This window comes from Duganella sp. Root198D2 (assembly GCF_001428585.1).
Taxonomy (GTDB): Bacteria; Pseudomonadota; Gammaproteobacteria; order Burkholderiales; family Burkholderiaceae_D; genus Rugamonas.
Genome location: NZ_LMIC01000010.1, coordinates 106,827 through 132,652 on the forward strand (window position 1 = coordinate 106,827; position 25,826 = coordinate 132,652).

The following is a 25,826-nucleotide window of genomic DNA, read 5'->3' on the forward strand; positions in this document are numbered from 1 at the left end:
CCAGATTCCCGGCACCGGCATCACACTCAGGGCCGGAGACGAAGTCCTGACTTACGTCGGCCGCAATCTCGAACCGCACCGCGGCTTCCCAAGTTTTATGCGCAGCCTGCCGGAAATCCTGCGCCGCAGGCCCCAGGCCCGCGTGCTGGTGATCGGCGGCGATGGCGTCAGCTATGGCGCACCACCGGCAGGCGGCGGGAGCTGGAAGGATGTCATGCGGAAGGAAATCGGCGATGCGGCCGACTGGAGCCGGGTGCACTTCCTGGGCCGCGTCCCCTATCCGCAGTTCACCAGCATCCTGGCACTGTCGCGGGCCCATATCTACCTGACTTACCCGTTCGTGCTGTCCTGGTCGATGCTCGAAGCGATGGCCTGCGGCTGCGTGGTCATTGGTTCGCGCACGGCGCCGGTGGAGGAAGTGATCCGCGATGGCGATAACGGCCTGCTGGTCGACTTCTTCTCGCCCCAGCAGATCGCCGAATGCGCCGTGCAGGTCCTGGCGGAGCCGGAAGCCTTCGCCATGGTCCGCGCACGCGCGCGCCAGAGCGTAGTGGAATGCTACGACCTGCGCTCGGTCTGCCTGCCGGCCCAGCTGGCCATGCTGGAACGGGCCAGGAACGGCGATTACAGCGTGACGGTGGCGTAAGCCTTCAGGTTGACGCTGCCCGGGATCTCGGCCATCGAGAGCACGCGCATATGCGGCACCGCGCGTTCAGCCAGGGCGCGGATATGGCGCCTCAGGTCCGGCGAGCAAAGCAGCACGGGCAGCATATTCCCCTTCATCATGCGCTCCGATTGCGCGGCAAGGCGCGACAGGAGCTGCTCCGCATAGCGCGGTTCCACTACCAGCGCGCTGCCGCTGTCGGCCGTCCGCACGCTGTCCATCAGCACTTGTTCGATGCCGGCATCCAGGGTCAATACGCTGAGCGAGGCGTGGTCGCCGATCAGGCCCTGGCAGATCGCCGGGCCCAGTTTCTGCCGAACTGCTTCGGTCAGGTAGCCCAGGTCTTTCGAATTGCGGCCGGCATCGACCAGCGTTTCGAGGATCAGCTCCAGGTTACGGATCGAGACCTTTTCGCGCAGCAGGTTTTGCAGCACTTTCTGCACGTCGCCGATGGACAGCACGGTCGGCACCAGTTCTTCCACCAGGCCAGGCTGGTCCTGGCGCACGCGCTGCAGAAGCCTGTCGGTCTCCGTCCGGGTCAGCAAGGTTGCCGACTGCTGCTTCAGGACCTCGCTCAAATGGGTGATGAAGACCGTGGTGGCATCGACCAGCGTATAGCGCGCAGCGCGGGCGATGTCCTTTTCAGCTTCTTCGATCCACACCGCCGGCAGCCCGTAGGTCGGCTCGCGCGTTTCAATCCCTTTGACCGGGCGCGCTTCGGCGCTGGCACGGATCGCCAGGGTGCGCTCCATCATGATTTCACCGCGCCCGGCCGGAACCCCGAACACTTGCAGCTCATAGGCATTGGCGCCAAGCTGCGCGCTGTCCCGGAAGCGCACGCTCGGCAGCACCATGCCCGACTCCAGGGCGTACTGCTTGCGGATCGCAGCGATGCGTTCCATGAAGACAGTCTGCTCGCCACGCACCAGCGGCGCCAGGGCGGCGCCAACGTGCACCTCGAACGGTTCCACGCGCAGCAGGTCGTAGCCGGTCTCGCCATCCTTCCCTTCGCCAGCCGAGCTGTCGGCGCTGTCTTCATCCGAAGTCCCGTTGCCGGCGGATTTGCGGCGCATCAGCCAGCCGACGCCGGCCAGCAGCGTCACCAGCAACAGCACCGGCACGGACGGAATCCCGGGCAGGAACAGCAGCACCGACAGCGCTGCCGCCACAATGAACATCGGCTTGGAAAAGGCGGTCATCTGCTTCAGCACCTCGCCGCTCAAGCTGCCGTCCGAGGCGGAGCGGGTCACGATGATACCGGTGCCCACCGCAATCACCAGCGCCGGCACCTGGGTCACGATGCCGTCGCCCACCGTCAGCAGGGTAAAGGTTTGCAGCGCCTGGTCCCAGCGCATCCCCATCTGCATGACGCCAATCACCAGGCCGCCCACGATATTGATCAGCATGATGATGATGCCGGCGATCGCATCGCCCTTCACGAACTTGCTGGCGCCGTCCATGGCGCCGTAGAAGCCGGATTCCTTTTCCAGCATCTTGCGGCGCTGCTTGGCTTCCTCCTGGTCGATGAAGCCCATGTTCAAGTCGGCGTCAATACTCATTTGCTGGCCAGGCATGCTGTCCAGGGTGAAGCGCGCGGCCACCTCGGACACGCGCTGGGCGCCATTGGTCACCACCACGTACTGCACTACCACCAGGATCAGGAACACGATCATGCCGATCACGTAATTGCCGCCCACCACGTAGGAGCCGATGGCCGAAATGACACGGCCGGCGTCGGCCTCGGACAGGATCAGGCGCGTGGCCGCCACATTCAGCGACAGGCGGAACAGCGTAGCGATCAGCAGCAGCGACGGGAAAGTCGAGAACTCGACCGGCCGCCCGATGTAGAACGTCAGCAGCAGGATCAGCATGGCAAAGCTGACGTTCGACAGGATCAGGAAGTCCAGCAGGCCAGAGGGAATCGGCACGAACAGCACGGTCAGGATGCCGACCACCAGCAGTACCAGCACCATATCGGTGTGGTTCTTGAACACCTTTTGCAACGCCAACATCATCTTGCCTTTCCAGAATTGCGCTTTGCCTCGCGCATCGTATACACCCACACCATGATGCGGGCAATTTGCGGGTACCATTTTTCCGGCACATAGCCGTCATGGCCGACTTCGCGGAACAGTGCCCGCGCCAGCGGCCGGTTCTGTACCACGGGAATACCATTGCGGCCGGCCAGTTCGCGCATGCGCGCCGCCAGCTCGCCGGCCCCTTTGGCCACCACTTGCGGTGCGCCGGAGACGCCATGCTGGTAGCTGAGCGCCACGGCCAAATGGGTCGGGTTGGTAATCAGCACGTCCGCCTGTGAGACCTTGGCCGCGGACTGGCTGCGCTTCAGCATTTCCTTGCGCAGGTCGCGCAAGCGGCCACGGATGCGTGGATCGCCTTCCCTGTTCTTGTGTTCGTCCTTCACGTCGCGCTTGCTCATGCGCATGCGCTGGCTGAACTCCCAGCGCGTGAACCCGAAGTCGAGCATGGCGATGACAATCAGCGCAGCCAGCATTTTCGCCAGCAGCGAGCCGCACAGCCCCAGCAGCGTATGCACATAGCCTTTGGCTTCCAGCGCCGGCAAGCTGGCCAGGCCGGGAATCATGTCGCGCACAATGTAGTAAGCCACGGCGCACAGCACCACCAGCTTCACGATCGATTTGCCCGCCTCGAAAAGGGTGCGTTTCGACATGATCTTCTTGAAGCCTTGCGCGGGATTCAGGCGGTTCATGTCCGGCGACAGCGGATGGAAACTGAACACGGGGCCGGTCTGCACCAGGTTGGCCAGCACCGCCACGACAATCAGCGCCAGGAACAACGGCCCCAGGATCGCCAGCATCGCCACCAGCAGTTGGCCCAGCCAGGCCGCCATCGCTTCGCTGCGCCAGTCAAGCGCCTGGGCGTGGGCCAGCATCTGCTGCTGCAGCCTAGCCGCTTCGCGCAAGGCGGCGCCGCCATAGGCATGGAACATCAGCACCAGGGCCGCCATCATCGCTGCCGCCGTGAAATCAGCACTGCGGGCGACCGAGCCCTTCTTGCGCGCCTGCTCCAGCTTGTACTGTGTCGCCTGTTCTGTCAGGTCGGAATCTTGTTCTGCCATTTAACCCAACACCTGTTCCCAATACCTGAAAATGCCGCTGTACACGCGTCCCATTGCCGGTCCCAGGCTGCCGGCCGTCAGCATCAATACCACGATGGACACCACGATCTTGACCGGCACCCCGATCACGAACATATTTATTTGCGGCAGCACCCGCGACACCATCGCCAGTGCCGCTTCCGCCAGCAGCAGGGCCAGCATCACCGGGATCACCAGCGATACGGCCAGCGAGAACATCAGCCCGAACTGGCGCACCACGGCCTCGGCCGGCAGCGCGGCCAGGCCGCTGCCGGGCGCGACCTGCTGCAGCGAATAGGCCAGCCCGCGCACGAAAGCATGGTGGCCATCCAGCGCGAAGAACACCACCACCGCCACCATATTCAGCATGGTGCCGAACAGCGGCGCGCTGCTGCGCGTGACCGGGTCGTAGACCGACCCCATGCCCAGGCCGCTCTGGATGTCCAGCACCTTGCCGGCCAGGGTGAAGGAGGCAAATCCCGCGTGCACGCCGAACGCCAGGGTGATGCCCAGCGCCAGCTCCAGCAGCGCGCCCGCAATCATCGGCCCCAGCTCCAGGCCGTGCGCCGGCAGCGGCAGGTCCAGGCTGTTGACCAGCATGACAGACAAGCCCAGTACCAGGAACACGCGCACCAGCAGCAGCCCGCCCAGCCCCGACATGATGGGCGACATCAGCAGCACGGCGCCGAGACGCAGCGTGGTATAGAACACGGCCAGCAGCCAGGCGATGTCGATGTTCAGGGTCATGCCAGATCAGAAATGCTGCGGAATCGAGGCAATCAAGCCGGTGGCATAGCCGACCAGGCGCTTCAGCATCCACGGCCCGCACACCACCAGCACCACCACGGCGGCGATGATCTTGGGGATGAAGGTCAGCGACGCTTCCTGCACCTGCGTGACCACCTGCAGGATGCTGATCAGCAGGCCGACCACCAGCGTCACCGCCAGCAAAGGGGCGGTAATCAGCAGCCCGTTCCACAGCAGTTCGGCCAGCATCTGGAGCGCGGAATCGGCACCCATGTTCAGCGGCTCTGGTAAGACTGCACGATATCGCCCATGCTGCGGCCGAACGTGCCTTCGCGCATGGACAACAGGCGCATGGCCAGGGCGTGGAAGCGCGCCGGATCCTGCAGGTCGCCATCGAGCGCCATCTGGGCGTAGCGCGCCGACAGGTTGTCGCGGTCCAGGCCGAGGGCGCGCGCAATGCTGGCCTCGGCCTCGGCACGCTTGCCGGCCATGGCCTGCACCACCGCCATGCCGCCGTGGCTCTCGCCGAAATTGCGGTCCAGGCCCAGCGCCGTTTCGAAGGCGGCAGTCGCGCCGGCCAGGTCGTTGCTGTACAGGCGGGCCCAGGCCAGCAGGTGCCAGGTACCGATATGGCCCGGCATGAAGTGCACCGCCTTTTCCAGCTGCTGCTGCGCGCTCTTCAGGTCGCGGCGCAGCATGCTGGCCATGCCCAGGCCGGCCCAGGCGCGCGCCTCGGTCGCGCTGGAAGCCAGCGCTTCCTCGAACAGCGGGACGGCGGCGTCGTTGTCGGTACGGGCCAGGGCGACCGAGCCGGCCACCACCAGCGCCTCGACGTTGCGGCCGCAGGCCAGCGAGGCCGTGCTGAGGGCTTCGGCTTGCTCCAGGTCGCCGTCGTCCAGGCACACGGCACTGGCCGCGCCCAGGAAGGCAGGCGCCTGGCTGAACGCGTCGCGGTAGCGCTGCACCAGGGCGCTTGCCTTGTCCAGGTCGCCCAGCCGGTGCAGCAGGCGCAAGGCGATGGTGACCGCGCCCGGCGCCGGGCTGGCGCCCTCACCTTCGACATACGGCGCCAGCGCGTGCCAGCCCTCTTGCCAGCGGCCCAGGAACAGGCAGGCCAGCGCAAAATTGTAGGCCAGGCCGCCATCGGCGAACCTTCCCAGCAGTCCGCCGAACAACTCGGCGGCCGGCTCCCATTGCTGCTGCGCCAGCAGCGTGTTGCCCAACATCGCGAGCAGACCCGGCTCGCCCGCATGGCGTTCGAGCGCGGCGCGCACATGGGTTTCCGCGCGCTGCGGCAGCCCGGCCGCGAAGCACAGCTCAACCACCGTCTGCAGCAGGGACAGGTTGTCGGGATCGCTAGCCAGGTAGGCTTCGTGCCGGGCCAGGCGTTCGAGTGGGGGCGTTTCTTGATGCTGCATAGTGTCTTTCGTTAGTGAGTCAGGACTGGCGCGCCAGCAAGTGGGCAATCGCCTGTTCTACCAGCTGGCCGCTGGCCGGGTCGCTTTCCATGGCCTGCTGGATGTCGTCCAGCATCTGGTGGAAGCGGGCATCATTGGCGACTTTGGTGCCAAAATGCGCCAGCAGCACCGCTTCCAGGAAGACCCGGAACGCCTTGCGGCCGCGCTGGGGATCGTCTTCAGCAATGTGGGCGACACGCAGTTCGATCAGGCTGGTCAGCCCTTCCGCCGCCTGGCGCGATGCCGCCGCCGCGCCCGGCCGGCGCCGGCGCGCCGGCGCCGCGCGGTCGAGCTGGCTGCGGATGGCCGCAACGAGCTGGGTGACCGGGCTGATCGAAGTCATGCTTTAGTGCTTGAAGTTGCCGGCATAAGCCGACAGCAGCAAGTGCTGGCCGTCGCCGTCCGCCTCGGCGCCGGTACTGTCCGCCGGCGCTGCCGCGCCTGCGGCGGCGATCCGGCTGTCCAGCTCGCCGATGATGCGCTGCATGTCGTCGTTCAGCGGCGGATTGGCATGATTCAGCTCAATCCCTTGCGCCAGCGCCGTACGTGCCCCGGCCAGGTCATCGGCAATCAGCAACAGCAGGCCGTGGCCGAAGTGCTGCAGCTCGGCCGGCACGCCGCTTTCCTCGAGGGGGCGCAGCACGCCGGCCGCGCGCTCGGCCTGGCTGGCGCCGAGCCAGAGCAAGGCCAGCTGCAGGCGCGCAGTGTACAGCGTCTGGTCAAGGGCAATCGCCGCTTCCATTTCGCCGGCGGCCCGGTCGTACATGCCCAGCTGGGCGTATTCCGCCCCCAGCAGGTAATGGGCCTGGGCGGTCGCATCGGGGCGCCCCACGGCTTCCTTCAAGTAGGCAATGGCACTGCCCGCCTCATTCCCGGCGCCGGCCTTGAGTGCCAGTTGTAACAGTTCGGCCTGGTCAAGCCCGGCGAGGATCGAATTGCTCATCTATGCGTCCAATCAAAATATCAGGTTAACGGGGTCGTCCTGCAGCATGCGCTTGCGCAGGGCGTCCAAAGCTTCCTTGTGCAGCTGGGAAATGCGCCCCCTGCTCAAGCCCAGCATATTGGCGATCTCTTCGAACGGCAGCTGCTGGAGGTAGTGGTAATGCAGCACCTGCCGCTGGCGTTCCGTCAGCTGGTGCAGCAAGGCATGGATGCGCTGCCTGAGCTGGCGCATTTCAATGCCGGCGTAGGCATTGTCGGGGTAGCCTGGCTCGTCGGCAAGATACATGCCCGAATCGTCGAGCACGAATCCCACCGCCAGGCCCACCGCCATTTCGGCCAGTTGGCCGAAGAGCGCGTCCGGGTCGGCCGGCGCTGCGCCGGCTGGCGCCAGGTCAGCCGAACGCGCCGCCAGGATGCGCTTGCGGGCCGCCGCCTGCTCCTGCGCGTCGCTGTACGACCTTATGCCGTCGAGTATAGCGCCGTTGATGCGCGCAGCGGCAAATGTCTCGAACTTGGCGCCATGCCCTGCCTCAAAACGGTCAACCGCCTGCAGCAGGCCTTCGCGCGCGAACTGCAGGAAATCGCCGAACTCCAGGCCGGCATGGGCGCGCATGCTGAACAGGCGGGCTGCCATGATGCGTGCGTACTCAAGATAGCGCTCGACCAGTTGCTGCCGCAGCGCCGGGTCGCGGCTGCCCCAGAAGCGCTGCCACAGGGCGGCGCCGGCATCCGGTTCACAGGCAAGCAAGGCGGCAGCCATGATCGGTTCTAGGCGAAAGTACCGAGCAGCGAGCGCACCACGAGATTCCAGCCGTCCATCAGCACGAACAGCAGGATCTTCAGCGGCAGGGCGATCGACGCCGGCGGCACCATCATCATGCCGAGCGCCATCAGGGCACTTGAAACGATCAGGTCCACCAGCAGGAAGGGCAGGAATACCACGAAGCCGATCTGGAAGGCGGCGCGCAGCTCGGACAGCATGAAGGCCGGCACCAGCTGGGACATGCTGATGTCGCTGACGTCCTGCGGCGGCGCCGCCTTGGCCAGCTCCACCATCAGGGCCAGGTCCTGTTCGCGGGTTTGCCGCACCATGAAGTCGCGCAATGGCGCACTGCCCTTGTCGAACGCGCTTTCGGTCGACAGCTTGCCCGCCATGTACGGCTGCAGCGCCTGCTCGTTGACCTGCTTCAGGGTCGGCGCCATGGTGAAGTAGGTCAGGAACAGCGCCAGGCTGATCAGTACAGTGTTGGGCGGCGTGTCCTGCATGCCCAGCGCCGTGCGCAGCATCGACAGCACGACGGCAATGCGGATGAAGGACGTCATCGACATCAGGATCGCCGGCGCCAGGCTGAGGACGGTCAAGCCCAGCAAGATGCGGACGGCCGCCGCAGCGTCCGTGCCGCCCTTGCCCAGCTGCACCTGTACGCCCGGCAAGGCCAGCGAAGGCTCGGCGGCAACGGCCGGCAGCGCCAGGCAAGCCAGGGCCAGCAGCAAAAAGTGGGGCCGCTTCATTGTGCATCCTTTTCCGCAGGCACGCTGTCGACGCAGCTGACGCCATGCTCCCCCTGCGCCAGCAGGTAGCGGCGGCCGGCGAACTCGACGACCGCCAGCGTGCTGCGCGGGCCGAGGCGCTGGGTTTCCAGCACGCGCAGGTGGCGCGCACCGGCGCCGGGCGGCGCCAGCTTGAGCTTCTTGCGCAGCACCTGCACCACGACAATCGCAGCCAGGGCGATCAGCAGCACGCCGACGCCGCCGCCGACGGCACTGCCGACCGGTACGTCGCTCTCGCGCTTGAACGGGATGGCCGCTGTCGAACTTGCCTGGCTGTTCATGCCTGCGCGCTTGCCTGGGCGACTTCGCTGATGCGCACGCCGAAATTGTCGTCCACCACCACCAGGTGGCCGCGCGCCACCACATTGCCGTTGACGATGACGTCGACCGGGCAATCGGCTTCCTTGTCGATCTTGAGCACCGACAGTTCTCGCAGGGCCATCAGTTCTCCCACCGTCGTGCGCGCCTCGCCCACCACCACGCTCAGGGTCACCGGCACGCTGTCCAGCAAGCCCAGCTTGCCGCCCAGCAGGGCTGGCCCCTTCTCCGGCTGCGGCTCGATGTGCACCAGTTCCACCAACTGCGTCTGGGCGGCCGCGCCGCCCTTGCTCGTACTGCTCATGCTTTTACTCCGTTCTTTGTTCCAGGCACCACTTCCAGCGCCAACTTGTTTCCGGCAACGCCGAGATGGCCGCCAAACAGCAGGCGGCCCTTATCGTCGCGCACCGCCAGCGCATCTTCGGCAAGGCTGTCCAGCCGGATGACGTCGCCCGCCTCCAGCGCCAACAGGCTGCCCAGTGTCACTTGCGCCTGGCCCACTGCCACCTGCAACGCAACGGGCTGCTGCGCCAGCAGCGCGACCAGGCTGACCGCCGGCAGCGCAGTGGCGGCGGCGCGCCGCGGCGCCAGCTGCAGCACCGCTTCATGGTTCAGCAGGCCATGGCAGGCCAGCTTGCCGATCCTCAGCTCGAACGCCAGGGCGCCCGACGCGTGGTCGCGCAAGCCGTGCGGCGCCTCCGCTTCAAGCGCCACGGTTTGTCCCAGCGCTTCGCGTGTAATGCCGTCGGCCAGCGCGGCCAGCGCCGCATCCGCCGCCGCCAGCGCCATGGCTGGCTGGCCCTGCTGCGGGGCATGGCGCCGGTCTGGCGCAAACAGCTGGCGCTGCAGTTGTCCTGCCAGCTCCGCCGGCCAGGCCAGCCACAAGCCGCGCCCGTCCGTGCCGGCACGGGCGTACTGCCACGGCGCGCTGTGCGGCGCCGCTTCCCAGGCCCGTTCGACGGCAACTTCCGGTTCGCGCATACCCCAGTCGGCCGCCCAGGCGGACAGGGCGCGCTCCAGCGTGTCGCGCACCGCGCTGAGGCGGCTGGCGCCCAGCAGCGCGTATGGACTGACTTCCATCAACGGTGGCCCTTCATATCAAACAATTGCTGGATCATGTCATTGGCTGTGCTGATCACATGGGACGACGCCTGGTAGCCGCGCTGCATCAGGATCAGGTTGCCGAATTCTTCGGCCAGGTCGACGTTCGAGCCTTCCAGATGGCCCGACTGCAGCTTGCCGAACGAGCCGTCGCCCGCATAGCCAAGGTGCAGCGCCGCGCCTTCGCGCATTTCGAAGCCGCCGGCGACCTGGTTCAGGTCCGTTTCGGACTGGAAGTCCGCCAGGGCGATACGCGGGCCCTTGGCGGTCTGGCCATTCGAATAGCGCACCGTCACGGTGCCGTCGGCGCCAATGGTCTGGTCGGTCCGCACGCCACTGCCAAAGCCGTCCTGCGTGGTCATGGCGAGCTGGGTCGACTGCCCGTTGTTCTGTACCGCGTTGAAATCCAGTTGCACCGCGAACTCGGGGTTCGTGCCGTCGGTGTAATTGAAGCTCAGGGTGCTGGAACCCGGCACGGCAAAACCGTTGGCGAATTTGATGGTGCCGCTGCCCACCTCGGTGCCGCCGCTATTGGTGACCTTGACGGTATAGTTGCCGCCGCCAGCGTTGCTGAAGCTCAGGTTGACCGTGACGTTGGAACCGGACGGCGCGATCAGGCTGACGCCATTCAGCGCCGCGGTCACCGGCGGGCTGGTCACGACGTTGGTCAGGATGCCGCCGATTTTCGCGACGGCGGTGGCTTTCGGCAAGCTGTGCTCGAGGTCGGCCAGCGTGACGTCGGACAAGTGGCCGCTGCTGTCCATTGTCTGCACCTTGTCGCCATGCGCGTTCACCAGGATGTTGTCGGCATTGAACTGGAACTGCCCAGCGCGCGAGTACAGCAGCTGGTCGTCGCGCTTGACGATGAAGAAACCGTTGCCGCCGATGGCCAGGTCGAGCGCATTGCCGGTGCTCTGGTCGGTACCGGTACGGAACATGACGCGCGTCGCCTGCGCCACCACGCCCTGCCCTTGCGCATCGCCCTGCCCGGCCGCCGGCTGGCCGCCGCCCTGCTCGAACAGCTCGGCAAACTGCAGCTGCGAACTCTTGAAGCCTGCCGTGTTGACGTTGGCCAGGTTGTTGCCGACGACTTTCAGGCCCTTCGCATGGCTCAGCAGGCCGGACGTGCCGATTAACAGCGTATCAAACATGGAATCTCCCTTGTTTTAGCGAATATTGACGACCTGGGACAGGCTGATTTTTTCCAGGAAGGAACCGCTGGTGGTGGTCACTGTCATCAGCGGCGTGCCGGAGGATACGTCCAGCGCCGTCACCTTGCCGGTGACCAGGCCGCTGCCCTGCTCCACGTCCACCGTGCGGCCCAGCATGCCCACCGACTGCATGGCGGACTGGTAGTTCAGCATGCTGTCCAGCTTCACGTTCAGCTGGCGGCTTTGCTCCAGGTTCGCAAATTGCGCGATCTGCGCCACGAATTCCTGGTTTTCCAGCGGCTTCAGCGGATCCTGGTTATTCAGCTGGGACGTCAGGATTTTCAGGAAATCCTCGATGCCGATATTGCTCGATTGCGATGCGGGACCCGCGCCCACTGCCGCAGTAGAAGAAATAGCCATTAATTGATGCTCCTTGTGCTGTCCTGTTGTGGCGCCTGGTACTGCGCCGTGTCATCTGCTTCGCTTGCCGTGCCGCGCGCGGCATCCACCTTGCGTCCGTTTACCGTCAGTGAAGCCAGGCGCCTGCCCTCGCCGCCCAGTTCACTGGCCAGGTTCTGGGCCAGGCTGCGCATCTGTTCCGCCTGCAATTCGGCGTCGCGCACGAAGGCGTGCACGCCGTCGCGTCCATAAAACAGGTGCAGCAGTTTTTTCTCGAACGGCTCGCCCGGCGCTTGCGCCTGCTGGCTGGACGGAGTCGGTTCCTGCAGTTCGCTTTCGCCCGCCGGCGCGCCATTGCGCGCTGCCAGCAAGTTCACGGCCGCGCGCTGCAGCGGAGCTGCGCCACGCAAGGCCGCGGGAGCATCGATGGCATCAACCCCGGCCTGCGCCGGCTGCGCCTCGTGCTGCCGGTCCGGCGCTGCCAAAGCCTGCACCGGCAGCGCGGCCAGCGCCGGCGCCGTCGTGCGGGCAGGCTGGGCCAGCGCGAAGGCCGGCGTGCCCGCAGCCGAAGACTGTGCCGCAGCGGCCGGCTGGGCCGCCGCTTGCGGTTCCGCTTGCTGCTGCGCCGCTGCCTGGGCCTGGGCCTGGGCCTGGGCCGCAACAGGCGCCGCGCCGGGCACCACCTGGCCGGCTTGCTCCCATGCGGCACGCTGCGCCTTGTTCGGCAAGGCATCCTGGCCGGCACGAGCGCCCGGCTGCTCATCGTCGGACGCTTGGTAAGGCTTCAATCCCTGTTCAAGCAAGGCCTGCTCCAGGTCGTACAGCCAGCGCGCCTGGCGCGTACCGTCCATCTGGCGCACATCGCCGTTGCGGGCGGTGAGCGCACCGCCCGCTGCATCAATCATCGCTGTCATGCTGTCCCCCGTCCTGACTTCAACACATTCCACAATTCATCGGCGGCTTTGATGTCACCGTCCTGGCGCTGCCGCAGGAATTGCCGGCCCGCTTCGTCGCGGTGCTCTTCCACCGCATCCAGTTCGCGCCTTGCCGCCAGCATGCGCTGCCGCACGGCTTCCAGCGCCTGCACCGTCCGCTCGACGGCCTGTGCCTGCACGGCCTGGCGCAAGCGGCAATCGCCCAGGTAGCGGCCCAGTTGCGCAAAGCGTTCGGCCGGCATGGCCTGGCCGGCCTGGCTCAGCCCATTCCACTCCGCTTGCGCGGCATGCGCCAGGGCTTGCAGCCGGTCCAACTCGCGCTGCTGCACGGCCAGCTCCGCAGCGGCTGCTTGCAGCTCCGGCGCCAAGCCGTCGACTGCCCATTGGCGCGTCAGGCGCACCGGTTCCAGCGCATAACGGAATCCGCGCAGCTTCATGCACGCGTCCCGAGTGCCGCCTGCAGGCCGCCAAGGGCGCTGGCGCGCGTAGCCACTTCCGCCACCGGCTGACGCAGCACGCTGCGCAGCGCCGGCATGGCGGCCAGGGCACGGTCGATGCCGGGATTGCTGCCCGCCTTGTACGCGCCCATTTCCACCATCTGCCGGTTGCGCTCGTAGGTCGCCAGCACGTCCACCGTCTCGCCCATCAGGGCCAGCTCTTCCGCGCTTGCCAGCTCGGTGGCCAGGCGCGACGCGCTTTGCAGCACGTCAATGGCCGGGAAGTGTCCTTCGTGCGCCAGGCTGCGCGAGAGCATGATGTGGCCATCCAGCGTGGCGCGCACGATGTCCGACACCGGCTCGTTGAAATCGTCGCCCTCCACCAGCACGGTGTACAGCGCCGTGATGGCGCCGCCCTCCGCGCTGGTGCCGCAACGCTCGCACAGCGGCGGGATGTCGGCGAAGACCGACGGGGTGTAGCCGCGTGCCGTCGGCGGTTCGCCGGCGGCCAGGCCGACTTCGCGCCGCGCCATGGCGAAACGCGTCAGCGAATCCATCATCAACAGCACCTGCTTGCCCTGCTCGCGGAAATACTCCGCAATGGCGGTGGCGGCATGGGCTGCGCGCATGCGTACCAGGGCCGGCTGGTCCGAGGTCGCCACCAGCACCACGCTGCGGCGCAAGCCTTCCGGCCCGAGCTGCTTTTCAACGAAGTCGCGCACCTCGCGCCCGCGCTCGCCGATCAGGGCGATCACATTGACGTCGCTTTGCACGCCGCAGGCCAGCATGCCCAGCAAGGTGCTCTTGCCAACGCCGCTGCCGGCGAAAATGCCGACCCGCTGGCCGCAGCCGAGCGGCAGCATGGTATCGATGGCGCGCACGCCCGTTTCGAGCAGGCGGCTGATGCGCGGCCGGCTCAGGGGGTTGAGCGGCGCCGCGTGCAGGCTGCGCGTGGCCAGCGGCGGCAACGGGCCGAGGTCGTCGATCGGCGCGCCAAAGGCGTCGATCACCCGTCCCAGCAAGGCCTCGCCCACCGGCATGCCAGGCGCCTTGCCGCTGGCCACGATTTCGCAGCCGGCAGCGACGCCGCGCGGGTCTCCGTAAGGCATCAGGATTACGCGGCCCGGCCGCACGCCGACCACCTCGGCCAGCAGCCGCCCCTCGCCGCGCGGCAACAGCACTTCGCACTGTTCGCCGACCGCCGCATCCGGGCCGGCCGCCTCGATGCATTGGCCGGTGACGGCCAGCACCCGGCCCAGGCGGCGGGTCAGCGCTGCGTCACGAACGGCGTCGAGGTATTGCTGCATCAGTCGGCCACCTGGACGGTGCGGCGCGCCTCGCGCGCCGCCATCAGCGCTTCGCGCAGGGCTTGCATCTGCAGGTCCAGGCGCGCATCGAGGGTGCCGCGCGCGGTTTCGACCAGGCAGCCGCCCAGCACGACGCCGGCGTCGGGCAACAGCTGGACGCGCGGATCGGTTTCCGCGCCGGCCAGGCCTTGCAGCATTTCCAGGTCCTGGGGATGGACGTAGACACGCACCGGCTCCCCATCGCGCACCTCGCGCAAGGCTGCGGCGACAGCCGTGGCGACCAGCGCCCGTGCGGCGCCGCCCTCGCCCAGCATGCGGCACAGCGCTGCGTGCACGACTTCCACCAGCACGTCGTCCGCTTCCGCCAGCAGCGCAGCGCGGCTGGCGGCGAGGCTCTCGAGCACCTTGCGCACCTGCCCCGCCAGGGCAGCTGCATGCGCCTGCGCTTCTTCCTGCATGGCGTCCACGGCGGCGCGCGCCCTGGCCTCGCCGGCCAGCAAGCCGCGCTCTTCCGCTGCCGCACGGCGTTCGTCCAGTTCGGCTTCGAGCGCCTGTTCGCGCTGCGCGAGTTCGGCCGCGCGCCCGGCCAGCTTGTCCTGCTGCACGGCCAGGTCGGCCAGGCTGCGGCGCAGCGCCTCCTCGCCCTTGCCCAAGGCCAGGGCGCGCTCCTCCAGGGCCTGCCATTCCTCCTCGCCGGGGATGGCCGGACGCACGGCAGCCAGTGGCGGCACCGGTTTCAGTGCTTCCACCGCCGGGACCGCAGCCGGCCCCGGGGCCGCGGCACGCGAGGCCTGCGCGGCCGAACCTGGCCGCGCCAGGCGCCGCACACTGGCAATGTCGGCAGCGCGGATTATCGGGTCCATGGCCGCACCAGGCGCAGTAATGGTTTCAGCAGGCCTCGGCGGCCCGGGGCAGGCGCGGCAGGCACGCTGTCGGCCAGGCGGCGCGCGGCATCTTCCAGCAGGAAGCGCGCGAGCGCCGGCGCCGGCCGCTGCGCAGCGGCGGCTTGCACCGCCTCGCGCCGCGCCGCCGGCATTTGCGCCAGCAATTCATCGGCCCAGGACCAGGGGCCCAGCGCCAGCAACTGGCCCACCAGCGATGCAGGTTCCGCGGCCAGCAGGGCCTGCACCGGAACCAGGCCGGCACGCGCCAGCACGTCGCGCGGATTGCCGGCCGCCGGCGCCACTGGCGCCACCGCATCCGGGCCGCCCTCGAAGCCCAGCTCGCGCAACTCCTGCAGGTAGGCCTGCAGGGCCGCCTGGTCCGTGGCCGGCAATTCCGCCAGGATCAGGTCGCGGTCTTCCGCGGCCAATCCGTGCAGGACGGCCGCCGCCTGGCGATGTCCACTCATGGCTTGTGCTCCTTCGCCACCGCAGTGGCAGGCGCCGCGATCCAGCTGCGGATATCCTGCAGCAGCAACTGGCGCGTGGCCGGATCCAGGCGCGCAGCCGGCGCCTGCCTGCGGCCCGCCCGCAGTGCATAGGCGACAGCGACGGCCGCCACGATCACTGCAAGGACGGCGGTCAAGGCCCACGGCACGGAACCGGTGGCCGCGGCAGCTTCGGCCGAGGCGCGCGAAGCCGCGCTTGCCGCAGCCGAGCCAGCCAGCGCACCTTGCGCGTCGGGCGCCGCATTGCCCGCCGCCTGCGCCGGCGTCAGCAACTGCTCCATCGTATGCACCACAACGGCGTCGCCGCGTGCGGCGCTAAAGCCGGTCGCGGCCATCACCACTTCCTTCAGTTTCTCCTGCTGCTCCGCGCGCAGCGGCTGGCGCACCACGACCGCAATGGTCATGCGGCGGATGGCGCCACTGCCCGGCACGTGTTGTTCGACGCGGCGCCCGACCTGGTAATCGGCTTCGGTCAGGGTGCTGCCGCTGCCGGCTGGCTGGCCGCTGGCGACGGCCGGCGCGCCTTCACGGCTGGTCTGGCGCTCGCGCACCATGACGCCGGCTGCCGCCCCTGCTGCGCCACGGGCCGGCAGCACTTCTTCCGTCGTGACCTTGGTCTGGTCGAGGTTCAGCAGGACGTCGACGCTGGCCACGGCCTCGCCCGCGCCGAAGGTACGGTCCAGCACCTGGCTGACTTTTTTCGCCAGGTAGTCTTCGGTACCGCGCTTGAGGTCCAGCTGCGCTATCGACAATTGCTCGCCACCTTGTTCCGCTGCGACGCGGGTCAGCGCCACGCCCTGCTGGTTCAGTACCGTCACGTCGGCCGCCACAATATCGGGCACGGACGCGGCGACCAGGCGCTGGATGCCGGTCACCTGTTCCGGCGCCAACGCGTGACCCTGCTTCATGGTGACCGTCACCGAGGCCTTGGGCTTGGTGCCGCTCTTGCGGAACAGGCCCTGTTCAGGCAAGGCCAGGTGCACGCGCGCGGCCTGGATCTCCTCGATCGACAGGATGGTGCGGGTCAGTTCGCCCTGGATGGCGCGCTGGTAGTTCACCTTCTGTACGAACTCGGTCATGCCGAAGTCGGCGTTATTGAATACTTCGAATCCCACCGCCCCGTGCAGCGGCATTTCCTTGCCCATCAGCTTCAAGCGCGTCTTGTACACCAGGTCCTTCGGGACCAGGATGGTCGAGCCGCCGTCCGCCAGCTGGTAAGGCGTTTTCTGCTTGTCCAGTTCGGCCGTCATCGCCGCCGCATCAGCCGCCGCTACTTCGGAGAACAGCACCTGGTAGTCGGACCGGTAGGCCCAGAAGCCAAGCGCAGCCACCAGCGCGACTATCGCCACCACGCCCGCCGCCAATCCCGTCCGGGCACGCGGCGCCATGCCGCTCCACATCTGCATCATCGTCATCAATTACACCTGGGTACGCATTACTTCCTGGTAGGCTTCCAGCACGCGGTTGCGCACCTGGGCCAGCAGCTGGAAGGAAAGCTTCGCCTCTTCCAGCTTGATCATCACATCGTGCAGGCTGACCGGTTCGCCGGCCGCCAGCTGGCGCACGGCCAGGTCTGCCTCTGCCGCGCGCGTATTGGCCACGCCCATTTCCTGCGCAAACCAGCTGCCGAAACTGCCTTCCGGCGCTGCCGCCTGTGCCGTTGCCGGCGCCACTGTGTCCAGCGCATCCACGGCGCCGATCGCGCCGATCGCTTCCAAAGTCATTGCTGGCCTCCGATGTCCAGTGCCCGCGCCGCCATGGTCTTGGCAGCGTTCATGGCCGCGACGTTCGCCTCATAGGCGCGCAGCGCGGCGGTCATATTGACCATTTCCTGCGTGTGGTTGACGCCCGGATAGGCAACCATGCCCTGCGCATTGGCGAGCGGGTGGCCCGGTTCATGCGCCAGGCGCGGCGGCGCCGACTCCTGCACCACGCTCATGGACTGCACGCCGCCCACGGCACGGTACATGCTGCCGAATTGCTGGCTGAATCCCAGTTGCGCGGTTTGCGCCACCACGCGCATCGGGCGGTAGCCTGCTTCGCCTGGTGCGTAAGCGACGTTCATATTGGCGATATTGGCGGCGGTGGTATCGAGCCGCAGTTTTTCCAGCGCCATGCCGCTGGCGCTGATCTGGAAGAGCGCGTGATAGTCCATTTAGCGTTTTCCCTCGTTGATCGCTGTGCTCACCAGCGACATTTGCTTGCTCAGGGCCTTGAGCAGAGCCTGGTGGTGGAGGGTGTTCTCGGCCAGCGAAGCCATTTCCGTGTCGAGCGAGACCGGCTCCTGGCCGATGGACACGAACTCCGGGCGCAAGGCCGCCATCGGCAGCGTTGGCGTGCCGGCCTTCTGCTGGTCCATCAGCTGCGCCACCTGGGCTTCGAAGCTGACGCCCATGCGCTGGTAGCCGGGGGTATTGGCGTTGGCGATATTGTGGGCAATGGCCTGCTGGCGCATGATGGACGCATCCAGCGCCAGCCGCAACAGGTCCACGGTGCCCGATTCGATAATCGATTGCATAATCCAGTCCTTATTGAACGATCAGTTCCGCGTGCAAGGCGCCTGCCGCCTTCACTGCCCGCAAGATCGAGATGATGTCGCGCGTATTGGTCTTGACGCGCGTGAGCGACTGCACCAGGTCGGCGACGGTATTGCCGCCGGCAGTCACCAGGCCCGTTTCGCCGCGCTCCTCGACGTCCACCCGGCTGTTCGACACCTGCGCGGTGCGCACGCCCGCGCCGGTATTGCTGACCAGGAGCGGCTGCGACACGGTGTTGTCGGTCAGGATGCTCACTTTCAGCTCGCCGTGCGAGACCGCCACTTTGGAGATCCGCACGTCGCCGCCCGCCACCACGGTGCCGGTGCGCTCGTTGATGACCACGCGCGCACGGCGGTCCGGTTCCACGGACACGTTTTCGACGGCCATCAGGAAATCGTTCAGGCGCGAGCGGCGCGCTTCCGGGATATTGATTTCGATGCCGGAAGGATCGAGCGCCGTCGCCAGGTTGCCGCCCAGGCCGCGGTTGATCGCTGCGGCGACACGGCTGGCTGTCGTGTAGTCCGGCTCGGACAGCACGAAGGTGACGCTGTTGCCCTGCAGGGTCACGTCATTGACCACACCCCGCTCCACCGTCGCACCGCTTGGAATGGAAGCCACCGTCGGGTGGTTCTTCTGCTGCACATTGCCGTTCATGTCGTACTTGTAGCCGCCGACAGTCAGCGCTCCTTGCGCCAGCGCATAAACCTTGCCGTCCGGCCCCTTCAGCGGCGCCAGGATCAGCGTTCCGCCCACCAGGCTGCGCGCATCGCCCAGCGAAGTGACGGTCACGTCCAGCGTATCGCCTTCCCGTGCGAAAGGCGACAGGCTGGCCGTCACCATGACGGCAGCGGCGTTGCGGCTCTGCACATCTTCCGCAACTACAGTCATGTCGAAGCGCGCCAGCATATTGGCGATCGACTGGCGGGTTGCCTTGTTGCGGCTGGAATCGCCGGTGCCGGCCAGGCCGGTCACCAGGCCGTAGCCGGTCAGCGCGTTTTCACGCCAGCCCGAGACCTTGCCCAGGTCCTTGATACGAATCGTTTCGGCCTGCACCTGCACACAGGCGCACAGCCCCGCCAGCGCCAGCATGGCGCGCAGAATAAATTGACGCATAGGGATTACAAGCCAAACAGGGTCAGGAAACGCTGCCACCAGGCGGGCCGCTGGATTGCGGCCAGGTCGCCCTCGCCCGCATAGCTGATGCGCGCATTGGCGATGCGCGTCGACAGCACGACATTGGCCGCCGACACATCTTGCGGACGGATGCGGCCTTCGACCTTGATCTGCTGGCGCTCATTGTTCACTTCCAGCACCTGCTCGCCCGCCACCATCAGGTCGCCCGATTCCGTGATCTCGCGGACCGAGACGGTGAGCTGCGCCAGCACGCGGCCTTCACGCTCGGTGCGTCCGCGCCCGTCCATATCGTTATTGGTGTGCACCGACGCCGCGACCCGCTTGCCGCCGGTGCCTTGTGCGGCGAGGCCGATGCCAGCTTCGCGGCCCGCGCTGGTATTCGCGGTGCTGCTGGCGCTTGAGTTCTCATAGACCATGACGGTGATCAGGTCGCCGACCTTACGCTGCCGCAAATCGGAAGTCAGGGCCTGGTAGGCCACCGGATCATACAGGCTGGTCGCCTGCGCCACGGCAGCCTGTGCCAGCATCAGCGCCCCCATCCAATTCCACATCCTGCTCTTCATTCTTCTTTATCTTTCATCCAGCCTGACTTCACCCAGCCCGGTCACCCGCGCCATCACTACGCCGCCGCCGTTTGCCGGCCTGACCGCGATTGTTTGTCCTACCAGCGCATCGGCCTCGGCCACCGCGCCCACTTCAACCTGCATTCCAGGCCTGCCGGCCACCAGCCGCACCCTGTCGCCGCGCAATACAGCGTTAGCGGGCGCCAAATCCTTCCGCAACAGCACTTGCCCCGCACTGACTGCGTGCCGCAGCCGGCCGTTCCGCTGCAGCGCATCCGGCTCCGCCGGCTCGTCGCCGATGGCCTCGACGCGCTCCAGCTTTACTTCCACCTCGCCCTGGCCGATGCCGGCGCCTTCGGCCAAAGGCCCTCGCGCCACCAGCACTTCCTGCCAGGCCGAGATCCGCATCGGCACCACAATGGAGCGCTGCACCGCACCGCCGGCCAAAACATCAATCCACAGCGCGACGCGCCCGGGCAAGCGTGCGTTCGGCAGCGGACGCACTTGCAGCGCAAGGTCGCCTACAGGAACAGCGACTTCCGGCACTTCCGCTGCCGGCGCGGCCTCCAGCCTCGCGTAGCGGCTGCCGAAATGTTCGCGCAGGTAACGCTCCGCCTCCGCCACCAGCCGTTCGCCTGGCAAAGCCACGGCCTCGGTGCGCACGCGCACTGCCTCCGCACCGCGCCATTCGACCTGCTTGCCGCGCCAGCCCGGCTGACGGGCCAGCACATCGGCCAATTCCTGCCGGCTGCGCAAAGCGCTCTGCCCGGCCAGCGGCGCCCTGCCGACAGGCGTCGCGGCCAGCGCGGCATGGCTGGCATCCATCACTACCAGTTCTTCAATCGTGACCATCGGGCCGCGCACCGACGCTTCCTTGCGCAGTTCCAGTACGATCTCGGCGGCCGTGGCGTTCACCGCCAGCAGGAACAGCAAGCCCGCCCAAAACCGCATGACAACGATTACTTGCGCAGGTTATTGCTCATCGCGAGCATCTCGTCGGCAGCCTGGATCACCTTGACGTTGCTCTCATAGGCGCGCTGCGCCGCCATCAGGTCCACCATCTCTTCGACCAGCTTGACGTTCGAGGACTCCAGGAAGCCTTGTGCAATGCCGCCCAGGCCATCTTCGCCGGCACGTCCCAGGATCGCATCGCCGGACTGCGCCGACGGGCGATACAGGTTGCCGCCAAGGGCGACCAGGCCCTGGGTATCGGCAAAGCGCACCAGCTCTATCCGGCCGACTTCGTTGGAAGAGCCGCCCTCACGGTTGCGCACCAGAACCCGGCCATCTTGCTTGACGGTGATTTCCAACGCATCCAGGCCGACGTGGATGCCAGGCTTCAGCACATGGCCATCCGCAGTCGACAGGAAGCCGTCCTTGTCAACGATCAGCGAACCACCGCGGCTGTATGCCGGGGTGCCGTCCGTAGCGTTGACTTCAAAAAAGCCTTCGCCCTGGATCGCGATGTCCAGCGGCTGTTCGGTCTTGCGCAACTCGCCGGGGGCGAATTGCTTCACCAGCGACAGCATGCCGACGCCGCTGCCCTGCCATGCAGGACGCGCAGCATCCGCCTGCCCCGCCGGCGCGCCAAGTGCGCGATAAACCATATCCTCAAAGTTGACCCGGCCTTTCTTGAAGCCGGGCGTATTCACGTTCGCCAGGTTGTTGGCGATGGTGTCGACACTGCGCTGTTGCACGTTCATGCCAGTTGCAGCGATATAGAGCGCGTCATTCATTGCTTAAAACTCTCCGAGCTTTCTGATTGCTGAGCCAAGGACCTCGTCATAGCCTTGGGAGATGCGGTGCAGGGCTTCGAAATGGCGCACCGTCTCAGTCAGGCTGACCATTTCACGGGCGTTATCGACGTTGGAATTTTCCAGATAGCCGGAGCGCACCCGCGCAGCCACGGTGGCTGCAGCGGTTTCGAGCGAAGCGCCGCCTTGCGCGTACATGCCCGAGCCTACCGGCTCCAGGCGCTGCGCCTCGCGGAAGTACACAAGCTTCAGCTGACCGGCGACGCGCCCGTCCTGGAACACCTGTCCGGACGAATCGACGGTAAAAGGCCCGCCGGCGAGCACGATGTCGCCACTGGAACCCATGATGGGGAAATTGTTGGCGCCAACCAGGCGGCCACCTGCGTCAACACGCAGTGCGCCCTGGCGGGTGTAGCGCGGGCCATCCGGCGTCGCCACTTCAAAGAATGCTTCGCCCTCGACTGCAACATCGGTCTGCAAGCCGGTGAAGCGCATGGTACCGGCGCGCGCATCGATCGTGGACCCCGGCTGCACCGCCAATCCTTTTTCAACCTGTACGGAGAATCCCTGTTGCGCAGCTATCTGGCGCTTGTAACCTGGAGTGAGAACATTGGCGATGTTCTGGCTGATGCTCTGCATTCGCAGCAGATCTTGCTGCATGCCTTCTGCAGCGATCTTTGTGACGTCCAACTGATGATCCTTTTCCCGCGCAACGGCGTTGTTACTAAGATGACACGTTCATTTGACACCCAACAAGAACGCCGATCTTAGCCGCGGGATGAAACGCAAATCCTATCCAATTGTCACAATTTGATACATATTCTTGAAAAATGCACACTCTATTTTCAAAGTAGATACAGTTTTAGTGGTAGTTGCAACATTGTGTGCAATTTATGTTAGCAAATCGCAAATACTATCGTCATGCAGTTGTTCCTGCCCTCCTCACACGACAGTATTGTTGCGCGAGGTGAACTGCGTGAAGACAAGGATCCGACGCTCAATTGCGGATCGCGGGACGCGCGAATCGACTTCAATTCGGCCTTGGGTAGCTCTTAGGATTCGATTGAGCTCATTCAACTGGGGTAACTGATCCAGCTCTTCCGACACGCTACTTCCTAGCGCATTGCCGAATGCATCATGCAATCCGACCGCAAATAGTTGGTGCTTGCATCAAACTCACCGTGAGCCGGCCGCAGATTCGGCCGACTCTTCGAATTGGGCACCAACCGACTTTCTAAAGGCGAGCCCTGAGACGCTAAATTCGCCTTGCCGTTAGCTTGAAGCCAGTAGCTCGGCCTGACATGCTCGACCTCGGGTGCAGCGCGTCATCAACTGAAAACACATCCCCGCGGACACGAATTACGTCAAGCTCATCTAGATAAGATGTTTGTGGGCCACTGTTGAACCGGAGTTTTGCTGGATCGCCACCGACCTTGATAAACTCTTAAGTCAATCGTTCGATTTGCGCATCGTCGAGCACTCGACTCGCAGGCGTCCTTAAACCTCCATTCATTCGTTCGAACTGTGAAGATCCGGACGTGACGAGTTCGGAAATCGGCTTACTGAAATTGTCGGGAAGCACGCGCCACATTGCTCTTGTTGTGCTCCAAGCACTGGCTTGGCGATCTCTCCGCCAACAACTGCTAACGCAAGTTCCTGCGGGTCTCCTAGTAACATCATATCGACGAACACATGACTTGCTGCGGCCCGACGCAGGGCCCATGCATCGCCACGTCTCACAACATCCACTCCACGGCTTTCAAGCTCTGTGAGCGCCCCATGTTTGAGTTCACGCATCCCATCGACACCATACGAAATCCCCTTAGCTGTCGATGTGCGAGCATCCCTCGTGGTCCCCTCATCCAATATGCGATGTCAGCTGGCAGATAGGAAATAGCGGAAAATTCGACCCCCAGGGTGGTCGCTACCGCTTGAGCAGCTTGCAGGACGTCGGCCACAACTGTTCCGTCAAGCTAGACCCGATTGCATTGCCGAATGCATCACGCCATCGATAGTCGCCTGGCGTCAATCGAGCAACCTATGACGTCCGCAGTACTAGCAGGCTGCTGAAATACTGTCTCCCCATCGTACCCGATGCGGTGCAGCCAATGTTATCCTGACATCCCATTTTCCAGATCCAAGACTCAATGCGCGGCGCCGACACCTTCACCGAGAGCCTGTTCACCATGCGTAAGTTGGAGGACTTCATCCCGGCGGATCATCCATTGCGCGTGATCCGCAAGATGGCCAATACGGCGCTGGAGCGAATGAACGGTCTATTCACCGAGATGTACGAGGCCGACACCAAAGGTGGGCGCCCGAGCATTGCGCCGGAAAAGCTGTTGCGCGCCATGCTGCTGCAAGTGCTGTACAGCGTGCGCTCGGAGCGCCAGTTGATGGAGCAGGTCCAGTACAACCTGCTGTTTCGCTGGTTTATCGGGCTGTCCATGGACGACGCCGTATGGGTGCCCACCGTCTTCACCAAGAATCGTGAGCGCCTGATCAAGCACGATGCCGTGGTCGAATTTTTCAACGAGGTGCTGGCCATCGCTGAGAAAAAGGAATGGCTCTCGGGGGAACACTTCAGCGTGGACGGCACGCTGATCCAGGCGTGGGCCGGCCACAAGAGCTTCGTGCGCAAAGACGATGACGAAGGCAAAGGTGACGGCGGTAATTTCAAAGGCGAGAAGCGCAGCAACGACACCCACCAGTCGAAAACCGATCCGGATTCCCGCTTGTACCGCAAGGGCAACAACACCGGCAGCGAATTGCGCTATATGGGCCACACGCTCAGCGACAACCGCCACGGTCTGATCGTAAGCGTGCAGCCGATCCACCTGTGAAAGCGTGATTTGCCAACCCATACTCCGATTTTTACTTTGGAGATGGGGATGTCAAACACTGAACGGGAATTNGTAAGCGTGCAGCCGATCCACCTGTGAAAGCGTGATTTGCCAACCCATACTCCGATTTTTACTTTGGAGATGGGGATGTCAAACACTGAACGGGAATTGCTGTGGCGGGAGCGAGTAGCGCGCTGGCGCAAGAGCGGCATGTCACAGCGAGCATTCGCGCTGGAGGAAGGTTACCCGGTGCGCCAAGTAGGATATTGGGTTCGCCGCTTAAGCAGTGAGGCGCCGAAAGCCTCGGTGATGCCGGTGGTGGTCAAGCAAGCGCCTGTTGCGCCAGCATTGCTAGTGCGCGCCCCGCAAGGCTGGTCCATCGAAGTACCTGCAGGCACGCCGGCGGGCTGGGTGGCCGAGCTGCTGCGCAGCCTGTAATGCAGCTGCAGGCAAATTCGGTCTGGCTGGCGACGAGGCACGCCGGCGGGCTGGGTGGCCGAGCTGCTGCGCAGCCTGTAATGCAGCTGCAGGCAAATTCGGTCTGGCTGGCGACGCAGCCCGTCGACATCCGCGCCGGCGTTGACCGCCTGTCGCTGTATGTGCAGCAGGCATTGGGCAAGGCACCCTGCGACGGCACGGCCTACGTGTTCAGCAACCGTCGCCAAACGCGCCTGAAGGTGGTGTGCTGGGATGGCAACGGCGTGTGGATGTGCGTTCGTCGCCTGCATCGCGGCCAGTTCGTCTGGCCGCAAGCCGGTGACACAGCGTGGGAATTGACCTGTGAGCAATGGCAGTGGTTGGTGGCGGGTGTGGATTGGCAGCGCCTGTCGGCGCCGCCTCCGGCGGCATGGAAATTGTGAGCAGGACCTGTTAACCGGCAATCCGTTCTGTTAACATCGCTGCATGGATTTGCTCGAACAACTAGCCCGCAACAATGCCGACCCTGCGCTGCTTGCGCAGCTTAAGGCAATGCTGGCTCAGAAGGATGAGCAAATTGCGCAGCAGAGCGGGCAGCTCGCCGAAACTGGCGCGCGGCTTGCCGAGCAGGATGTTCAGCTGCAGGCCTTGCAGGTTCAACAGAGTGAAATGCTCGCGGCGGGGAAATCCAAAGACGTGAAGATCCAGGCGCTGACACTGGAGCTGGCGYACATGAAGCGCATCAAATTTGGTAAGGCCAGCGAAGCATATAGCGGGGAGCAGCTTGAGTTGTTTGGCGAGGCTTTGGCTAGCGACCTGGCGGCACTGGAAGCGGAACTGAACGAACTGCAGGGCAAGCGAGAGTCCACGCCGCGCAGCCGGGCCGGTCGTCAACCATTGCCAGCCGAATTGCCGCGCATCGAGCATCGCCACGAACCGGAGTCCTGCCAATGCGAGGCCTGCGGCCGTGACCTGGTCAAGATCGGTGAGGACATCAGTGAGCAGCTCGATGTGGAACCAGCACGTTTCTTCGTGCATCGCCATATCCGCCCGCAATACGCCTG

32 protein-coding genes and 1 pseudogene are annotated in these 25,826 nt (G+C 65.4%); 5 read left to right on the plus strand and 28 right to left on the minus strand.

Translation table 11 applies throughout. The annotated features are described in order from the left end of the window. Positions 1 to 19: 19 nt before the first annotated feature. On the plus strand, positions 20 to 646 hold the full coding sequence (locus ASE26_RS11505) for a glycosyltransferase (RefSeq protein WP_255357544.1): 627 nt from the start codon (positions 20 to 22) through the stop codon (positions 644 to 646). Here the strand turns inward: ASE26_RS11505 and flhA are convergent. From flhA to ASE26_RS11645, 28 genes are read right to left on the minus strand one after another with little or no spacing between them, the layout of a single operon-like run. After that, positions 625 to 2,679: a flagellar biosynthesis protein FlhA gene (flhA, locus tag ASE26_RS11510; protein ID WP_055927478.1), complete on the minus strand. Its 2,055-nt coding sequence runs from the start codon at positions 2,677 to 2,679 to the stop codon at positions 625 to 627. The genes ASE26_RS11505 and flhA overlap by 22 nt on opposite strands. Then, the gene (locus ASE26_RS11515) at positions 2,676 to 3,761 is read right to left on the minus strand and encodes a flagellar biosynthesis protein FlhB (protein ID WP_055927475.1); all 1,086 of its coding nucleotides are present in this window, start codon (positions 3,759 to 3,761) and stop codon (positions 2,676 to 2,678) included. Before ASE26_RS11515 ends, flhA begins: the two co-directional genes overlap by 4 nt. Continuing rightward, a complete protein-coding gene (locus ASE26_RS11520; protein WP_082507183.1) occupies positions 3,762 to 4,526 on the minus strand; it encodes a flagellar biosynthetic protein FliR in 765 nt (254 codons plus the stop codon). Between the two features lie 6 nt (positions 4,527 to 4,532). Then, entirely contained in the window at positions 4,533 to 4,799 is a 267-nt protein-coding gene (fliQ, locus tag ASE26_RS11525) for a flagellar biosynthesis protein FliQ (protein ID WP_055927473.1), read from the minus strand. Positions 4,800 to 4,801: 2 nt separating this feature from the next. Then, positions 4,802 to 5,944, minus strand: coding sequence for a tetratricopeptide repeat protein (locus ASE26_RS11530; RefSeq protein WP_055927469.1), 1,143 nt, complete (start codon positions 5,942 to 5,944; stop codon positions 4,802 to 4,804). A 19-nt stretch (positions 5,945 to 5,963) separates the two neighbouring features. Next, positions 5,964 to 6,326, minus strand: a complete 363-nt coding sequence (locus tag ASE26_RS11535) for a hypothetical protein (protein WP_055927466.1) — start codon at positions 6,324 to 6,326, stop codon at positions 5,964 to 5,966. Between the two features lie 3 nt (positions 6,327 to 6,329). Then, complete coding sequence (locus ASE26_RS11540) at positions 6,330 to 6,926, minus strand: lipopolysaccharide assembly protein LapB (RefSeq protein ID WP_055927462.1); 597 nt, start codon at positions 6,924 to 6,926, stop codon at positions 6,330 to 6,332. Between the two features lie 12 nt (positions 6,927 to 6,938). Beyond that, a complete protein-coding gene (locus ASE26_RS11545; RefSeq protein ID WP_055927459.1) occupies positions 6,939 to 7,685 on the minus strand; it encodes a sigma-70 family RNA polymerase sigma factor in 747 nt (248 codons plus the stop codon). 8 nt (positions 7,686 to 7,693) lie between these two features. After that, positions 7,694 to 8,437, minus strand: coding sequence for a flagellar type III secretion system pore protein FliP (gene fliP / locus ASE26_RS11550; protein WP_055927457.1), 744 nt, complete (start codon positions 8,435 to 8,437; stop codon positions 7,694 to 7,696). Next, complete coding sequence (locus tag ASE26_RS11555) at positions 8,434 to 8,757, minus strand: flagellar biosynthetic protein FliO (protein ID WP_055927453.1); 324 nt, start codon at positions 8,755 to 8,757, stop codon at positions 8,434 to 8,436. Before ASE26_RS11555 ends, fliP begins: the two co-directional genes overlap by 4 nt. Beyond that, entirely contained in the window at positions 8,754 to 9,098 is a 345-nt protein-coding gene (gene fliN / locus ASE26_RS11560) for a flagellar motor switch protein FliN (RefSeq protein ID WP_055927448.1), read from the minus strand. The genes ASE26_RS11555 and fliN overlap by 4 nt, the downstream gene beginning before the upstream one ends. Beyond that, positions 9,095 to 9,874 carry a FliM/FliN family flagellar motor switch protein gene (locus ASE26_RS11565; protein ID WP_055927445.1) on the minus strand — a complete coding sequence of 260 codons (780 nt, stop codon included), beginning with the start codon at positions 9,872 to 9,874 and terminating at the stop codon, positions 9,095 to 9,097. The genes fliN and ASE26_RS11565 overlap by 4 nt, the downstream gene beginning before the upstream one ends. Continuing rightward, entirely contained in the window at positions 9,874 to 11,046 is a 1,173-nt protein-coding gene (locus tag ASE26_RS11570; RefSeq protein ID WP_055927442.1) for a flagellar hook protein FlgE, read from the minus strand. Before ASE26_RS11570 ends, ASE26_RS11565 begins: the two co-directional genes overlap by 1 nt. 15 nt (positions 11,047 to 11,061) lie before the next feature. Beyond that, positions 11,062 to 11,466 (minus strand): flagellar hook assembly protein FlgD, encoded by a 405-nt coding sequence (locus tag ASE26_RS11575; RefSeq protein WP_055927438.1) that lies wholly within the window; start codon positions 11,464 to 11,466, stop codon positions 11,062 to 11,064. After that, the gene (locus tag ASE26_RS11580; RefSeq protein ID WP_156409917.1) at positions 11,466 to 12,359 is read right to left on the minus strand and encodes a hypothetical protein; all 894 of its coding nucleotides are present in this window, start codon (positions 12,357 to 12,359) and stop codon (positions 11,466 to 11,468) included. Before ASE26_RS11580 ends, ASE26_RS11575 begins: the two co-directional genes overlap by 1 nt. Further along, positions 12,356 to 12,817, minus strand: a complete 462-nt coding sequence (locus tag ASE26_RS11585) for a flagellar FliJ family protein (protein WP_055927435.1) — start codon at positions 12,815 to 12,817, stop codon at positions 12,356 to 12,358. Before ASE26_RS11585 ends, ASE26_RS11580 begins: the two co-directional genes overlap by 4 nt. Beyond that, a complete protein-coding gene (locus tag ASE26_RS11590; RefSeq protein ID WP_055927432.1) occupies positions 12,814 to 14,124 on the minus strand; it encodes a FliI/YscN family ATPase in 1,311 nt (436 codons plus the stop codon). Before ASE26_RS11590 ends, ASE26_RS11585 begins: the two co-directional genes overlap by 4 nt. After that, complete coding sequence (locus ASE26_RS11595; RefSeq protein ID WP_055927428.1) at positions 14,124 to 14,987, minus strand: FliH/SctL family protein; 864 nt, start codon at positions 14,985 to 14,987, stop codon at positions 14,124 to 14,126. The genes ASE26_RS11590 and ASE26_RS11595 overlap by 1 nt, the downstream gene beginning before the upstream one ends. Next, a complete protein-coding gene (locus tag ASE26_RS11600; RefSeq protein WP_055927425.1) occupies positions 14,975 to 15,475 on the minus strand; it encodes a hypothetical protein in 501 nt (166 codons plus the stop codon). The genes ASE26_RS11595 and ASE26_RS11600 overlap by 13 nt, the downstream gene beginning before the upstream one ends. Next, the gene (gene fliF, locus ASE26_RS11605; RefSeq protein WP_057246277.1) at positions 15,472 to 16,929 is read right to left on the minus strand and encodes a flagellar basal-body MS-ring/collar protein FliF; all 1,458 of its coding nucleotides are present in this window, start codon (positions 16,927 to 16,929) and stop codon (positions 15,472 to 15,474) included. Before fliF ends, ASE26_RS11600 begins: the two co-directional genes overlap by 4 nt. A 3-nt stretch (positions 16,930 to 16,932) precedes the next feature. Beyond that, complete coding sequence (gene fliE / locus ASE26_RS11610; RefSeq protein ID WP_055927420.1) at positions 16,933 to 17,238, minus strand: flagellar hook-basal body complex protein FliE; 306 nt, start codon at positions 17,236 to 17,238, stop codon at positions 16,933 to 16,935. Further along, the gene (gene flgC, locus ASE26_RS11615) at positions 17,235 to 17,669 is read right to left on the minus strand and encodes a flagellar basal body rod protein FlgC (RefSeq protein ID WP_055927417.1); all 435 of its coding nucleotides are present in this window, start codon (positions 17,667 to 17,669) and stop codon (positions 17,235 to 17,237) included. Before flgC ends, fliE begins: the two co-directional genes overlap by 4 nt. Continuing rightward, complete coding sequence (locus ASE26_RS11620; protein ID WP_055927414.1) at positions 17,670 to 18,032, minus strand: flagellar basal body protein; 363 nt, start codon at positions 18,030 to 18,032, stop codon at positions 17,670 to 17,672. Positions 18,033 to 18,042: 10 nt separating this feature from the next. Next, positions 18,043 to 19,164, minus strand: a complete 1,122-nt coding sequence (locus ASE26_RS11625; RefSeq protein ID WP_055927410.1) for a flagellar basal body P-ring protein FlgI — start codon at positions 19,162 to 19,164, stop codon at positions 18,043 to 18,045. Positions 19,165 to 19,169: 5 nt separating this feature from the next. After that, on the minus strand, positions 19,170 to 19,748 hold the full coding sequence (locus ASE26_RS11630) for a flagellar basal body L-ring protein FlgH (protein WP_082507182.1): 579 nt from the start codon (positions 19,746 to 19,748) through the stop codon (positions 19,170 to 19,172). A gap of 6 nt (positions 19,749 to 19,754) precedes the next feature. After that, entirely contained in the window at positions 19,755 to 20,699 is a 945-nt protein-coding gene (gene flgA, locus ASE26_RS11635) for a flagellar basal body P-ring formation chaperone FlgA (protein WP_055927403.1), read from the minus strand. 8 nt (positions 20,700 to 20,707) lie between these two features. After that, positions 20,708 to 21,484 carry a flagellar basal-body rod protein FlgG gene (gene flgG, locus ASE26_RS11640; protein ID WP_055927402.1) on the minus strand — a complete coding sequence of 259 codons (777 nt, stop codon included), beginning with the start codon at positions 21,482 to 21,484 and terminating at the stop codon, positions 20,708 to 20,710. Positions 21,485 to 21,487: 3 nt separating this feature from the next. Then, positions 21,488 to 22,192, minus strand: coding sequence for a flagellar hook-basal body protein (locus tag ASE26_RS11645; RefSeq protein ID WP_057246278.1), 705 nt, complete (start codon positions 22,190 to 22,192; stop codon positions 21,488 to 21,490). 1,457 nt (positions 22,193 to 23,649) lie between these two features. On the opposite strand from ASE26_RS11645, the pseudogene ASE26_RS11650 reads away from it, so the two are divergent. The 4 genes and pseudogenes from ASE26_RS11650 to ASE26_RS32000 form a co-directional block, all read left to right on the plus strand. Next, a pseudogene (locus tag ASE26_RS11650) lies at positions 23,650 to 24,324 on the plus strand (IS5 family transposase); the annotation flags it as partial. A 168-nt stretch (positions 24,325 to 24,492) separates the two neighbouring features. Then, positions 24,493 to 24,783: a hypothetical protein gene (locus tag ASE26_RS11655; RefSeq protein WP_055933640.1), complete on the plus strand. Its 291-nt coding sequence runs from the start codon at positions 24,493 to 24,495 to the stop codon at positions 24,781 to 24,783. After that, on the plus strand, positions 24,783 to 25,205 hold the full coding sequence (tnpB, locus tag ASE26_RS11660) for an IS66 family insertion sequence element accessory protein TnpB (protein WP_200960811.1): 423 nt from the start codon (positions 24,783 to 24,785) through the stop codon (positions 25,203 to 25,205). Before ASE26_RS11655 ends, tnpB begins: the two co-directional genes overlap by 1 nt. A gap of 43 nt (positions 25,206 to 25,248) precedes the next feature. Beyond that, the coding region (locus tag ASE26_RS32000; protein WP_200960812.1) for an IS66 family transposase zinc-finger binding domain-containing protein at positions 25,249 to 25,826 on the plus strand (578 nt) is incomplete at its 3' end.